The sequence below is a fragment of the Methylosinus sp. PW1 genome, assembly GCF_000745215.1.
In the GTDB taxonomy this organism is placed as follows: domain Bacteria; phylum Pseudomonadota; class Alphaproteobacteria; order Rhizobiales; family Beijerinckiaceae; genus Methylosinus.
In genome coordinates this window covers 93,668-105,836 of the sequence record NZ_JQNK01000002.1, presented here as the reverse complement: position 1 = coordinate 105,836, position 12,169 = coordinate 93,668, and the positions used below count along the sequence as shown (strand labels likewise).

At 62.9% G+C, this 12,169-nt stretch carries 15 protein-coding genes; 7 read left to right on the top strand and 8 right to left on the bottom strand.

All coding sequences use genetic code 11. The features are described 5' to 3' along the window. Positions 1–9: 9 nt before the first annotated feature. Together K369_RS00950 and K369_RS25945 are read right to left on the bottom strand one after the other, a co-directional pair. Positions 10–285, bottom strand: coding sequence for a TSUP family transporter (locus K369_RS00950; protein ID WP_036286508.1), 276 nt, complete (start codon positions 283–285; stop codon positions 10–12). Between the two features lie 115 nt (positions 286–400). Next, positions 401–553: a hypothetical protein gene (locus tag K369_RS25945; protein ID WP_156967629.1), complete on the bottom strand. Its 153-nt coding sequence runs from the start codon at positions 551–553 to the stop codon at positions 401–403. A 91-nt stretch (positions 554–644) separates the two neighbouring features. On the opposite strand from K369_RS25945, the gene K369_RS00945 reads away from it, so the two are divergent. From K369_RS00945 to K369_RS00935, 3 genes are read left to right on the top strand one after another with little or no spacing between them, the layout of a single operon-like run. Next, positions 645–941 (top strand): hypothetical protein, encoded by a 297-nt coding sequence (locus K369_RS00945; RefSeq protein WP_051948659.1) that lies wholly within the window; start codon positions 645–647, stop codon positions 939–941. After that, positions 938–1,384, top strand: coding sequence for a metalloregulator ArsR/SmtB family transcription factor (locus K369_RS00940; protein ID WP_245278044.1), 447 nt, complete (start codon positions 938–940; stop codon positions 1,382–1,384). Before K369_RS00945 ends, K369_RS00940 begins: the two co-directional genes overlap by 4 nt. Positions 1,385–1,397: 13 nt before the next feature. After that, positions 1,398–3,455 carry a YgiQ family radical SAM protein gene (locus tag K369_RS00935; protein WP_036286507.1) on the top strand — a complete coding sequence of 686 codons (2,058 nt, stop codon included), beginning with the start codon at positions 1,398–1,400 and terminating at the stop codon, positions 3,453–3,455. Between the two features lie 120 nt (positions 3,456–3,575). On the opposite strand, the gene ssb is transcribed toward K369_RS00935, so the two are convergent. Beyond that, positions 3,576–4,100 carry a single-stranded DNA-binding protein gene (gene ssb, locus K369_RS00930; RefSeq protein WP_036286506.1) on the bottom strand — a complete coding sequence of 175 codons (525 nt, stop codon included), beginning with the start codon at positions 4,098–4,100 and terminating at the stop codon, positions 3,576–3,578. A gap of 250 nt (positions 4,101–4,350) precedes the next feature. Next, positions 4,351–5,385, bottom strand: coding sequence for a hypothetical protein (locus K369_RS00925; protein ID WP_036286505.1), 1,035 nt, complete (start codon positions 5,383–5,385; stop codon positions 4,351–4,353). Positions 5,386–5,912: 527 nt separating this feature from the next. Here K369_RS00925 and K369_RS00920 point away from each other — a divergent pair. Then, the gene (locus K369_RS00920; protein WP_036286504.1) at positions 5,913–7,256 is read left to right on the top strand and encodes a site-specific integrase; all 1,344 of its coding nucleotides are present in this window, start codon (positions 5,913–5,915) and stop codon (positions 7,254–7,256) included. Between the two features lie 131 nt (positions 7,257–7,387). Here K369_RS00920 and K369_RS00915 read toward each other — a convergent pair whose 3' ends face one another. The 4 genes from K369_RS00915 to K369_RS28085 all read right to left on the bottom strand — a co-directional run bounded on the left by K369_RS00915 (position 7,388) and on the right by K369_RS28085 (position 10,766). Continuing rightward, a complete protein-coding gene (locus tag K369_RS00915) occupies positions 7,388–9,472 on the bottom strand; it encodes a recombinase family protein (RefSeq protein ID WP_036286503.1) in 2,085 nt (694 codons plus the stop codon). After that, on the bottom strand, positions 9,469–9,783 hold the full coding sequence (locus K369_RS00910) for a hypothetical protein (RefSeq protein WP_036286502.1): 315 nt from the start codon (positions 9,781–9,783) through the stop codon (positions 9,469–9,471). Before K369_RS00910 ends, K369_RS00915 begins: the two co-directional genes overlap by 4 nt. Further along, positions 9,780–10,232: a helix-turn-helix domain-containing protein gene (locus K369_RS00905; protein WP_036286500.1), complete on the bottom strand. Its 453-nt coding sequence runs from the start codon at positions 10,230–10,232 to the stop codon at positions 9,780–9,782. Before K369_RS00905 ends, K369_RS00910 begins: the two co-directional genes overlap by 4 nt. A gap of 189 nt (positions 10,233–10,421) precedes the next feature. Then, entirely contained in the window at positions 10,422–10,766 is a 345-nt protein-coding gene (locus tag K369_RS28085; protein ID WP_371033276.1) for a DUF5372 family protein, read from the bottom strand. Here K369_RS28085 and K369_RS25940 point away from each other — a divergent pair. From K369_RS25940 to K369_RS00895, 3 genes are all read left to right on the top strand, one after another. Then, positions 10,736–11,197 (top strand): hypothetical protein, encoded by a 462-nt coding sequence (locus K369_RS25940; protein ID WP_156967628.1) that lies wholly within the window; start codon positions 10,736–10,738, stop codon positions 11,195–11,197. The two genes, K369_RS28085 and K369_RS25940, sit on opposite strands and share 31 nt — an antisense overlap. 95 nt (positions 11,198–11,292) lie before the next feature. Beyond that, on the top strand, positions 11,293–11,541 hold the full coding sequence (locus tag K369_RS00900; RefSeq protein ID WP_036286498.1) for a hypothetical protein: 249 nt from the start codon (positions 11,293–11,295) through the stop codon (positions 11,539–11,541). 45 nt (positions 11,542–11,586) lie between these two features. After that, the gene (locus K369_RS00895; RefSeq protein WP_156967627.1) at positions 11,587–11,976 is read left to right on the top strand and encodes a hypothetical protein; all 390 of its coding nucleotides are present in this window, start codon (positions 11,587–11,589) and stop codon (positions 11,974–11,976) included. Positions 11,977–12,169: the final 193 nt, after the last annotated feature.

Sequence of the window (12,169 nt, the reverse complement as noted above, 5' to 3'; positions counted from 1 at the left end):
AACCGGGTTCTACTTCGCTCGATAGCACTCTAGTGCGTCATGATCTGCGAGTTGAACAGCGTATGGGCGGCGACGGACGAAAGCGACGATCGCGAAGGCGATAGTGAGCTGTCCGGCCACATTGACGGCGAATGCGCTGGCGCCGATGGCGACATGCGGGTCCTTCACGCCGACCATATAGACCAGCAGCGGCACGGCGAGCACCGAGCCGCCGCCGATGAGTCCGAGCGTGAAGCCGAGGGCAGCGCCGCATCCGGCGCCGATCACAAATAAGCGCGAAGACATTGCCGTAGCGCGCGTATGGCGCAGCGACTTTGGATCGACGCGATGAAGCCGCTCTCTGCCGCCAGCGGATTTTTGGCGACGAGCTCCAGCGCGCGCTACGGCGGCGCGGCGTGCATCACGGCGAAATCGCGCTGCGCGCGCACCACGGCGCCTTGGCGTCCTTCTCCTCGAAGATCGCGATCTTGGCCGGCCCATAGACGGCGACGAGCTTGGATTCGAGGCGCAGATCGATGCCGTAGCGCTTCACATATTCCATCAGCGCCGGCACATGGGCGGCTGCGTGAACAATGAGCGTCCGCCGCGCAGAGTCTGCGCGAGGTAATCGAGGACCCGACCATGACATTGGTCGCGCCTATGGAATGCTGGACGAGACCGCCCGAGATTCCTCTGCGATGCGCGCGACCTATTACATCGACCCGCAGGGAATCGTGCGGGCGCTCACCTGGTATCCGCCGACGATCGGGCGTTCGGTGGAGGAGATGCTGCGCCTCGTCACGGCGCTGAAAAAGGCAGCCTCCGGCGAGGTGATGACGCCGGAGGGCTGGACGCCCGGCGGCGATCTTCTGCTGCCGCCGACCAACGCGGCTGAGGACGCGCTCGCGCCCGGCGCGACCGACAGCTGGTTCTATCGGACTTGCAAAGATTCAGGCAAATGACCGCACTGTACGAATCGCGCGAGCGCGCCAATGAGGCCGCCGAAAGGCTGAAGATTTTCGCGCAGCCGCAGCGGCTGATGATCCTGTCCTATCTCCTCGCCGGCGAGCACACGGTCGGCGAGATCGAGGCCGCGACCGCGATTCAGCAGCCAGCCTTGAGCCAGCAGCTCGCCGAGCTTCGCCGCGCCGAGCTGGTGGAGACGCGCCGCGCCGCCAAGCAGGTCTTCTACCGCCTGGCCGACGCCAAGGTGACGCTCTGCGTCAAATGCGTGGAGGCGATCTTCGAAAGCGCCGCCGATCCGCAAGGCGCCCTCGCCGAGGCGCTGCGCGCGCCGCCAGCCGAACGCGAGCCGCCGGGCAAGGCCGGGCGCGGCGGCGTTCGCCAAAATCGTCTAGCGAGGGCCGGGGTGTCAGGCTCCTCGCATCCGGCCCGCCTTCCATGATATTCATGAGACCATGACGAAAGCCGCCGAGACCCGAGGCGCGGCCAAGCCGCTGTTCTCCTATCGCAAGCATTGGGCGCATCGCTTCGGCGTCGCGCCTTTTCTGCCCATGTCGCGCGCCGAGATGGACGCGCTCGGCTGGGACAGCTGCGACATCGTCCTCGTCACCGGCGACGCCTATATCGACCATCCGAGCTTCGGCATGGCCATCATCGGCCGTTTGCTCGAGGCGCAGGGCTTTCGCGTCGGCATCATCGCGCAGCCGGATTGGCGCGACGCTTCCGCCTTCCGCGCGCTCGGCAAGCCGAATCTCTTCTTCGGCGTCACCAGCGGCAATATGGATTCGATGGTGAACCGCTACACCTCCGACCGGCGGCTGCGGCACAATGATTCCTACACGCCCGGCGGCGAAGGCGGCAAAAGGCCGGACCGTTCCGTCATCGTCTACGCCCAGCGCTGCCGCGAGGCTTTTTCCGATACGCCCATATTGCTCGGCGGCATAGAGGCCTCGCTGCGGCGCATCGCCCATTACGACTATTGGTCGGACAAGGTCCGCCGCTCCATTCTCTTCGACGCCAAGGCCGATCTGCTGCTCTATGGCAATGCCGAGCGGGCGCTGGTCGAGGTGGCGCATCGCATCGCCAAGCGCGGCATGGCGCAGGATTTCTCCGATGTGCGCGGCCTCGCCTTCACCCGCGACGCGACGCCGGAGGGCTGGCTGGAGGCCTCCGCCGAAGACATAGAGGGACCCGACGAAGGCCGCCTGCGCAAGGATGCGGACAGCGAGACCGTCGTCATTCGCCTGCCTGCTTTCGAGCAGGTCGCCAATGCCCCCGAATCCTACGCGCGCGCCTCGCGCGTGCTGCATAGGGAGAGCAATCCCGGCAATGCGCGGCCGCTGACGCAGCGTCATGGAACGCGCGACGTTTGGCTCACCGCGCCGCCCATTCCGCTGACCATGGCGGAGATGGACGGCGTTTATGATCTGCCTTTCGCGCGCGCGCCGCATCCTTCTTACACGCAAGCGATTCCCGCCTGGGAGATGATCCGTCATTCGGTGACGATCATGCGCGGCTGCTTCGGCGGCTGCTCCTTCTGCTCGATCACCGAGCATGAGGGCCGCATCATTCAATCGCGCTCGGAAGGCTCGATCCTCAAAGAGATCGAGACGATCCGCGACAAGACCGAAGGTTTCACGGGCATCATCTCCGACATTGGCGGGCCGACGGCGAATATGTATCGCCTCGCCTGCAAGGATCGCGAGACCGAGGCGCTGTGCCGGCGGCCCTCCTGCGTCTATCCCGATATTTGCAAGAATCTGGAGACCAGCCACGACTCGCTGATCCAGCTCTATCGCAAGGCGCGCGCGCTTCCCGGCGTCAAGAAAGTGATGGTGGCATCGGGCGTGCGCTATGATCTCGCGGTGAAGAGCCCGGCCTATGTGCGCGAGCTGGTCGAGCATCATGTCGGCGGCTATCTCAAAATCGCGCCCGAGCATACGGAGAGCGGCCCGCTCTCCAAGATGATGAAGCCGGGCATAGGCTCCTACGATCGCTTCAAACGTCTGTTCGACGCGGCGGCGCAGGCGGCCAAGAAGCAATATTTCCTCATCCCCTATTTCATCGCCGCGCATCCGGGCACGAGCGACGAAGACATGATGAATTTGGCGCTGTGGCTGAAAAAGAACGGCTATCGCGCCGATCAGGTGCAGACCTATCTGCCCTCGCCCATGGCGCTGTCGACGGCCATGTATCATTCGGGCTTCAATCCGCTGAAGCCGGTGCGGCGCGGCGCGTCGGAAAAGGTCGACGCTGTGAAGGGCCTGCGCCAGCGCCGCCTGCACAAGGCCTTTTTGCGCTATCACGATCCCGAGAATTGGCCGGTGCTGCGCGAGGCGCTGAAAGCCATGGGCCGCGCCGATCTCATCGGCCCCGGCAAGCATCATCTCGTGCCGGGCTGGCAACCGGTGGGAACCGGCAAGGCCGGCGAAGGCCGCCGCATGGGCCAGAAGAGCGCGCGGCCGCAGTCGCGGGAGTTCCGGACGAATGGGCTGCGCTCGCGCGGGTCGTAGAGATTGTGAGAGCCGGAAGCGCCCCCTCCCTCACCCTCTCCCGCGCGCGGGGGAGGGTGAGGGAGGGGGCTGCAACGCAACCAGCGACTCCCGTAGAGGCGCGAGATGCGCCTCCGACCATCAGAAGGGAATATCGTCGTCGAGCTGCTCCGACAAACGTCCGCCGCCGGCCGGCGCCGGAGAGCGCTCGGCGGGCGTGCGCTCCATCGGCGAGGAACGGCCGAAGCTGGAGCCGCCGCCGCTCGACTGATAGCCGCCGCCCCCCTCGTAATCGCCCTCGCCGCGGCCGCCGCCCTTGCTGTCGAGCAGAGTCAGCTCGCCGCGGAAACGCTGCAGCACCACATCGGTCACGCGGCGCTGAATGCCGTCCTTGTCCTGATATTCGCGCGTCTGCAGCTGGCCCTCGAGATAGATCTTGGAGCCCTTGCGGCAATATTGCTCGGCGATCTTCCCCAAATTCTCGTTGAAGATCGACACATTGTGCCACTCCGTGCGGTCCTTGCGCTCGCCTGTGTTGCGGTCGCGCCAGGATTCCGTCGTCGCCACGGAGAAAGAGACGACGCGGTCGCCCGAGGGCAGCGTGCGCACTTCAGGGTCACGCCCGAGATTGCCGACCAATATGACCTTGTTGACGCTGCCCGCCATGACCCTCTCCGCCTCGATGATGCTCGCGGCACCTTAGTCCGAAACGCGCGAGCGCGAAGACGTTCCGCCGCCTTGTCCACAATTCACGCGTTGTTCTTTTTTTGTTCTAGCACCTCCCGCCGCGACGCGCAACGCCTCGATGTCGTCTCCTACGGAAGCGGGGCCTCGGCCTCGCCGCGGCGCTGTCGCAGAAACATCAGCGCGGACTCCCGAGCGGCGGCGCCTCGCGCCGCCGGATCGCTTTAGGGCGTCACTCGGCGAGAATCGTCGTCTCGGGCCGATAGCCCTTGAGCTTCAGCCACGCGCGCGCCTCCTTGTGCGGCACCATATGATTGGTCGCGATGACATAGACGCCGACCTTCTCGCCCTTGCTCTCGTCCCTGTATCGCCAGCCGCGCTCCCCCAGCTTGGAATCGACGAGATGCTCCCAATAGGCGAGCAGCTTCAGATTTTCATATTCGATTTCATACTGCGTCTTCATCTCGTCGAGAAACTGCTGCGCAGAGTCGAATTTCTTCGCGGTCGTAGGGCTGCTACCGTCGGCATAGCCGAACACCGAGATCGGAAAATGCAGACCGACTCCCTTCTTTTTGAGCTGATGAAAAATCTGATGAAGATGGCGGTAATCTGGAATGTAATGGCCGCTCTTGTTCGACATCGATTTGATGAGGCCGTTGTCGACCTCTATCTCTCCGGCGCAGGCCACGGCGCCGCCGCCCAGCAATGAGGAATGGTGGTAATGGCCGACGATATGGGAGTGGATGTGAATATTGCCCTCCTGGCTCATCACGAAGACGCCCTTGCCGAGGCCGGAAAAATGCGTGACCATCGATTTCGTGCTGAAGGGCCTGCGAAATAGCGCGTCGTGAAACAGCCGCCCGCCATTGACATAGACGCGCGTCAACCCCTGCTGCGCCGCCGTCGTGTCATAGACGACCTTGAGCGCGCCCATATTCGCCATTTCGACATTGCCATCCGCATCGGCCGAGGCGCCTTCTTTCGAGAGCCAAGAACGCAGCTCGGCGATGCGCTTTTGCAGAATTGTCCTCTGCATCTCGAACTTCTGCCGCTTCGAGCTTTTTTCGAAAGCGCCAATGCGATCCTTCATCGTGGTTCCGACATTGGCGGCGGTCGACAGCTCGGTCTCCACTGTCTTCAGCTCCAATATCGCCTCGCGCAGCCTGTTTTGAATGCGCGACCAGACGACCGGCTCCGTCCGCAGCCCACTCGTGCCGACCTCGTTGCTGTAATGCGAGCTGACGCCCCTCAGTTCGGTATATTGCATCGCCGTCGATCCTTCCGCCTCGGGACGTCTCGTCGAGATCGCCCCGCCACTTCCAATGATCGAGAGCCTAGTCGGCGAAGGGCCGCGAAGATGTGGGAAAAGCCACCGAGCGAATGCGGCCGGGACGGCCGGATTTCGGCAAGACGATATGCCGCAAGAAAGCGCTCACTGTCGGGATGCGACCTCGGCCGAAGCGATTCGGAACGATCATTTCACCGTTCCGGCGGAGCAGATCGCCTGGGCCGGCGGAGAAACTTTCTATGCCGCGCCGCCCCAGCGGGGCAACTTTCTAATTTATTGATTTTGTGGTGAGCGCGATGGGACTCGAACCCATGACCCTCTGATTAAAAGTCTCACGGGATGGTGTTTTCGATCGTTTACCATGATAGCCGATCATTCCAAAAGCCTTTGAAAATCAGTGTTTCGAGATTTACTATGTTGCCTCGTCATTCCCGATGATTGCTATTCGGTGGCGACATGGTGGCGACACGGGCGGCGAAAGCGCTGCCCTACACGGCGAGGCCCGAATGCCAGCTCTCAGGATCACCAAGCGCTCTGTCGACGCCCTTCAGGCCGGCGAGCGTCCATTCATCGCCTTCGATTCCGACCTCGCGGGCTTCGGCGTGCGCGTCATGCCGACCGGCGTCATGTCCTATGTCGTCGAGTATCGGCCCCACGGGGGAGGCCGCAGAGTCGCCAAGCGGCGCGTCACCATCGGCAAGGTCGGCGCGGTCACGCCCGAACAGGCCCGCAAGGCCGCGGCCGATATGCTGGCGCAAGTCCGGCTCGGCGCGGACCCTGCCGCCGATAAGGCGAGCCAACGGCAAGCCGCGACCGTCGCCGAACTGGTGGAGGCCTTCCGAGCCGAGCATGTGGAGGGCAAGCTCAAAGCCTCGAGCGGCCTCTCCTATCGCGCGGCGCTCGACCGCCTGACGGCCGCCCATGGCTCTCTGAAGGCCGAAGCCCTCACGCGTGGGCAAGTCGCTACCCTGCATTCGAAGATGCGAGAGAGCCCCTATGCCGCAAACCGCGCCCTCGCCACATGGTCGAAGATGTTCTCATGGGGGATGAAACGCGGCCTCGTTCGCAAGGGCGAGAATCCGGCTCGGGAGATTGACCGATACCGGGAGGACAAGCGAGAGCGCTTCCTCACATCGGAAGAGCTGGCGCGCCTCGGCGACGCCCTGCGGGAGGCCGAAACGGTCGGACTGGTCTATCAGGTCGACGAATCGAAGCTGAAGGCCAAGCACGCCCCCAAGGCCGAGAATCGGCGCGTGAAGCTCGACCCCTACGCCATCGCCGCGATTCGCCTTCTTATCCTCACGGGAGCCCGCCTACGGGAGGTTCTGGACGCCCGATGGTCGCAGGTCGACCCCGAGCGGGGCGTTCTCTTCTTGGAAGACAGCAAGACGGGCCGGAAGCCGGTCTACCTCTCGGCGGCCGCCCAAAAGGTGCTGGCCGCCCTGCCCCGGATCGAAGGCAACCCTTTCATAATCGCCGGCCACGGTCCGCGAAAGAAGCGGGAGGCCGAGAAGGGGGCCAAGGGCTCGGACTCGGACACGCCGCAGGGCTCGCCGCGGGCCGACCTCAAAAAGCCATGGGCAGCCGTCTGCCGGGCCGCGGGGCTCGACGGCGTGCGGCTGCACGACCTGCGGCACTCCTTCGCCAGCTTCGGCGCTGGCGCGTCTCTCGGCCTGCCGATCATCGGCAAGCTGTTGGGCCACACGCAGGCCGCGACGACGGCTCGCTATGCCCACCTGGACGCGGACCCGTTGCGCCGAGCCGTCGATACGATCGGCTCGACGATCGTCGCCGCAATGGACGGCCGCAAGGGCGGGGAAGTCGTGCCGATGAAGAAGGCCGCGAAGTAGCGCCGCGCTCAATGCGCCAGTGTGTTCGAATTCGTTTGGAGTGACCATGGGCGAACCTATCAAGCTCGGGTGGTATCTTGAAGACAACGATCTGCATTCATACTACACCTCTTCCAGCTTCAGCTGATCGTTTATGCCGCGCTGGTGTTTTGTGCGCGGGCAGCGGCTCGGTCAACGAGACGGTTCCATCGGCTGCATTGTTTTTGCGGTACGTCTTTGTCGGGAATTTCGTAGAGGCAAAAGTGCCCGTTGTAGGAATGCCCGGTGACGAGGCCATGTTTGACCCAGCTCGTGAGGGTGGTCTCGTGGATATTCAGACGCGCCGCGGCTTCCTTCTTGGTCAGCATTCCCCGCTCTCTCAGTCGATCGTAACGGGGACGCAGTTTGTATTCGTGAACGAGATAGGCAACCCGTTTGGGGGTGAAGCGGGCGTCGTGGCGCCCGCGGCGCGCAGCCTCGCCCGGGCGATATCCTTGCTGGTTGAGGAGTTCGGCGATCTCGGAATAGACGTGGTCGTCGAGCAGCTTGTCGACCAGTTCGACGATGCCGGGCTGTGTCTTGATCTGCTGGGCGGACGATTTCGGGCTCGAGGTCGTGAGCGTCTGGATTTTGCCGCCCTTGAACCGAACATGAACCTTGGTGGTTCCTTCCGCCTGTAGCTTGACGAGGGTGACGTCTTCGATGACGTGGGCGAGCAGCCGCTTGCGTTCTCGGTTTGGGGTATCGGGATCAGCCCAAAGCTTCTTGAAGTCCACCGTCATGGCGATGAGCCGCTTACGGATGGCGTCGTCAAGAACGAATTGATCGTGCTCGTGGGCGCGCTGGCGCTCCTCGCGGGCGTTGGCCAATATGCGGAGTTTGTCGTTCCACTCGCCTTCGAGCGTGTCGGCGACGAGGCGATTGTTGGGGTCGACCAGCATGAAGCGGCGCTGAGCGAGATCGGCTTCGGTTTGGGCGCGCTCGATCGCACGGCAACGCAACCGGTCGGCTTCCTCATGACGCGCCTGAATCTCCCTGCGCACTTCGAGCGCCAGTTCGACGGCCAACGGCGTCATCTCGTCGGCAATCAGCATGCCGACAGCTTGATCGACGGGAGGTCCGGCGATCGACTGGCACGAGGGTTCGCCGCGATAGTTGTGGGGGCGATCGCAAACATACCACGCCTCCTGTCGGCCCCGCCGGGCGGCATAGCGGACCCTAAAATGCCCGCCGCATCGACCACAGATGGCCCGTCCTTGCAGCAGCGCCGGGCCTTCTCTCGGAATTGACGTTCGCGCCGCGTCATAGCCATGGCCGTTCGCCTTGAGAACCTTCAAGTTCTCCTGGTGCCGCTCCCAACTGATATAGCCGGGATGGGCGCCGGGAATGCGGGCCAGCCAATCGTCATCGTCTCTGGCGCGCACGGTTTTCTTGCCCTCGATCGTGCGCCGGAACTGTCGTCGGCCATAGGTGTAGGCGCCGGCGTAGCGCGGATTGGTTAGGACGCGCATCGCCGTGGAAGCCGTCAGTGGCCGAAAGACCGTCTCGCTGTTGTGCAGGCGCGAGGGGAATAGAAGACCTTCCTTGCGAAAGGTCTTGACGGTCTGGGACGCGGAGCCGACGCGCGAGAAGGTCTCGAAGAAATGAGCGATTGTCTCCCTGACCTGGAGGTCCGGATCCAGCGCCACGTTGCCGGAGAGGTCATAGACCAGCCCGGTCGGCAGCGGGCAGCGGAACTCGCCACGCTTCGCCTTGTTGAGGATACCGCCGCGCAGCCTCGCCTTGATGACATGGAGTTCGGCTTCGCTCATCGTACCCTTCAAACCCAACAAAAGCCTGTCGTTGAAGCTAGCCGGATCGTAGACGCCATCCTCGTCGAGGATCAGGGTGTCGGCAAGGGCGCAGATCTCCAGCAGGCGCTGCCAATCGGCGTTGTTGCGCGCCAGACGGGAGACTTCCAGGCCCATCACGATTCCGGCGCGTCCCAGGCCGACATCGCTGACCAGTCGCTGGAATCCCTCGCGCCAAGCCGCCGATGCGCCGGACTCGCCCTGATCGTTGTCGATGACGATGATCTGCTCGTCGCGCCAACCCAGGGCGACAGCGCGTCCGCGCAGCGCATATTGCCGCTTGGCGCTCTCGGCGTTCTCGACGACTTGCCGCATCGACGACTGGCGGATGTAGAGGTAAGCGCCGCGTTCGAGATGGTGACGCTGAACTTTGATCTGTGCGTTCATGGGAATATCCCCTCATGTAAGCCAGCGTGGTTTGTGCCGGCGGCGATTGTCGCGAGCACATGAACGACGGCGCCGCGCCCGCCCGGCCTCGATGAGACGAACGGGCGCTGGTCGATCGGTTCTGGAGTGGGGTCTGCCGCCGCCGTCAGCGCCTTCGCCCATCCCCACATCCCACGGCGCAGAAACAGCATGAGGCCGCTGCGGGCCATGAGCGGCAGCGCTTCGCCGAGAGCGGCGGCGCGCAGCACCTCGTAATCGGACGCAAGAGCCGACGACGGGATCGAACAAGTCGAGGTCGCGGCGATGTTCACCGGCCCGTTTTTTTTAACGCCCGCTCGATCGTTCTCGGATGAAGCTCGACATTGAGTTCGTTGCGGACCAGCCTGGCGAGTTCCCGGGCGCGAACAGGTTCGCCAGGAACCAGTCGCGCCTTCAGGAAGACCATGATGTCGTCGTCGAGCTTGTGGGGACCGCGGGGGCCTGGCTTGGCCTGGACCAGGCCGGCAATCCCGGCGGTGTCGAAGTTCGCCTTGGCCTGATAGTAGGTCGGCCTGGAGACGCCGTATTCGTCGGCAGCCTCCGTGATCGACAACTTGTCGACGGAGACGCGGCGCAGCATCTCGTATTTGACCTGCACGGCGTCGTGCGGATCGAAGAACTCGCCGCCGCGGAACTTCGGATCGCGCACCTTGTCCGGGGTGGGATTGAATGTGCCCTCCTCGATGAGGGCGTCCCTCTTCGATCGCTTGCTGTCGGGCATCGCTGGCGCCGGGCGCGTGATTCGATATTGACGTAAACATATTTACGCCGCCATCTGAACCAGCGTCAAGACCGCGCCTACCATTTTCCGCCAGCTTATGATCGATATTGTGCAGCTTTTTGTCCATGAGAATCACGTTCGGGGAAGGATTGCGGCGCAATCTGCTTTACAATGGCGGCATAATTGCCTTTACATACCGCTTCGCGGCCGCCTCACTGATTTGCCACTGAGGCGGCTAACCAGATCGGCAAGCTCCAGGAAATCGGAAACCCGCAAAAGCGATTGCCCATGACCCATGACGACGTCCGGGTCGGGGCTCGCAACATCAGTCCATCCCGGGGGGAGCGACCAAACGGCGCCGTTGCGATCTTGCAGCAAAAGCCGTTCGCCATATCGGTTGTAGCGCCTGCCGACGCACGGCAGTTGCTGAGCAAACAGAGGATGAAACGGATGCGTCACCAGCACTAACTGCTGAGCTGTGCTTGGGGCGGCTGCATTCTCTGGTGAGTTACAAGCAGCTCGAAGACGGCACATGGATTACCGAGGCCGTGCAAGCTGCATGGGATGGTCTCAGCCCTTCCGAGAAATGGCGCTCTGTCTGGTTTACGTTCATTCACGAAAAAGACCCGGATCGTGGAATCGAATTGATAAAACAGCTTTTGCGCGATGATGAAGAGTCAACGCCATTGGAAGGAAAGCGCCTCTTGGCCGAGCTGCTGGATTCGAAACACGATCTCTTGGACAGAATCCTCATTATTCGAGAACGAGAAACTGGATCATTGCGCCAGGGGGCTTTGAAAAAAGCGCACGCGGTCTTGAGCGAAATCGAAAGGACCGGATGCAGCAAAACCGCCGCGGCGAGAAAGCTCTTCGGAGACGGCTATCGGGCCGCACTTAGAAGCGTGGAATCATTCGATGGCGCATTTCGACGACGGAAACCATGGGCCCCCTGGAATGACCCGTGACGAATCTGGAACCGAGATTGGCGTAGACGGAGGACACTTCACGGGGCTTTCCTGAGTTCGCTGATTTTTTCTCCACATCGAAAAGGAGAGCCCGAGTGTCGGACTGTTTTCTCACCCGCAAAGAGGCCGGCGACTATATGTCGGCAACTTACCGCTTCGGAGCCGCGAAGTCTCTCGCCAAGGCCGTCGTGACCGGAGACGGGCCGCCCTATCGAAAGGCCGGCCGCCGCGTTCTCTATCGGCGCGAAGACCTGGACGCGTGGGCGGCGTCGAAGATCGGCGCGCCGCGCACGTCGACCTCGGAGTCGCGTAAGGCCTCCCGCGAGCGTCGCGCCGTCGTCTGAATTGTCAAAGCGCCAATGGGGCGCACAATGCGTAGGAGTGATAATATGCAAACTACCTTCGGCACGATTGCCGACAGATTCCCGACGTTCGATCGCGCGTATCGACGGAAGCCCTCACGGGTGCAACATCAATCCGAGTTGCGCCCCGTGTGGGCGAGGCGCTTCCTCGCCGCTGAAAAGCAATTCCTCAAGCTCTATCCGCAGAATCCCGACGACGTATATGTCGCGGCATGGGATGAAGCGCATATCTTGCAGGCCCTCGCGGACGACTACGGCGACGCAGTCGTCGAGGCGATTTTCGCTCTCGACGGCGAGCGCACACTCACCGCGCACGCGGCCGGTGTGCTGCGCGACATATCGGCGACGCGCGGCGACGATCTTGTCTTCGCCCTTTTTGCCGCGATACGCGAGCGTGCTGGGGCAACAGCACACTGACGAAGCGCCGTCTCTTCGGATCGCCGCGCAATCGTGCGGCGATCGAAACAAAACCGAAATAGCGCGTCCCGAGTGGAGCGCGAACACTTCAACGCCAGTGCTGCACGCTTTTGGAGTCGCCGATCGTCTCGGCGACGCTGGCAACGTGCGCGCCAATCCTCGAGCAATCCGTTTTGAAAGGACCACTCCACAT

Excerpts from the sequence above, each read along its gene's own strand:
- K369_RS00915 (WP_036286503.1), bottom strand. The coding sequence starts at position 9,472 with ATGAACGCACAGATCAAAGTTCAGCGTCACCATCTCGAACGCGGCGCT.
- K369_RS00940 (WP_245278044.1), top strand. The coding sequence starts at position 938 with ATGACCGCACTGTACGAATCGCGCGAGCGCGCCAATGAGGCCGCCGAA.
- K369_RS00925 (WP_036286505.1), bottom strand. The coding sequence starts at position 5,385 with ATGCAATATACCGAACTGAGGGGCGTCAGCTCGCATTACAGCAACGAG.
- K369_RS00935 (WP_036286507.1), top strand. The coding sequence starts at position 1,398 with ATGACGAAAGCCGCCGAGACCCGAGGCGCGGCCAAGCCGCTGTTCTCC.
- K369_RS00905 (WP_036286500.1), bottom strand. The coding sequence starts at position 10,232 with ATGCCCGACAGCAAGCGATCGAAGAGGGACGCCCTCATCGAGGAGGGC.
- K369_RS00920 (WP_036286504.1), top strand. The coding sequence starts at position 5,913 with ATGCCAGCTCTCAGGATCACCAAGCGCTCTGTCGACGCCCTTCAGGCC.
- ssb (WP_036286506.1), bottom strand. The coding sequence starts at position 4,100 with ATGGCGGGCAGCGTCAACAAGGTCATATTGGTCGGCAATCTCGGGCGT.
- K369_RS00945 (WP_051948659.1), top strand. The coding sequence starts at position 645 with ATGCTGGACGAGACCGCCCGAGATTCCTCTGCGATGCGCGCGACCTAT.
- K369_RS28085 (WP_371033276.1), bottom strand. The coding sequence starts at position 10,766 with ATGTGCCGTCTTCGAGCTGCTTGTAACTCACCAGAGAATGCAGCCGCC.
- K369_RS00950 (WP_036286508.1), bottom strand. The coding sequence starts at position 285 with ATGTCTTCGCGCTTATTTGTGATCGGCGCCGGATGCGGCGCTGCCCTC.
- K369_RS00895 (WP_156967627.1), top strand. The coding sequence starts at position 11,587 with ATGCAAACTACCTTCGGCACGATTGCCGACAGATTCCCGACGTTCGAT.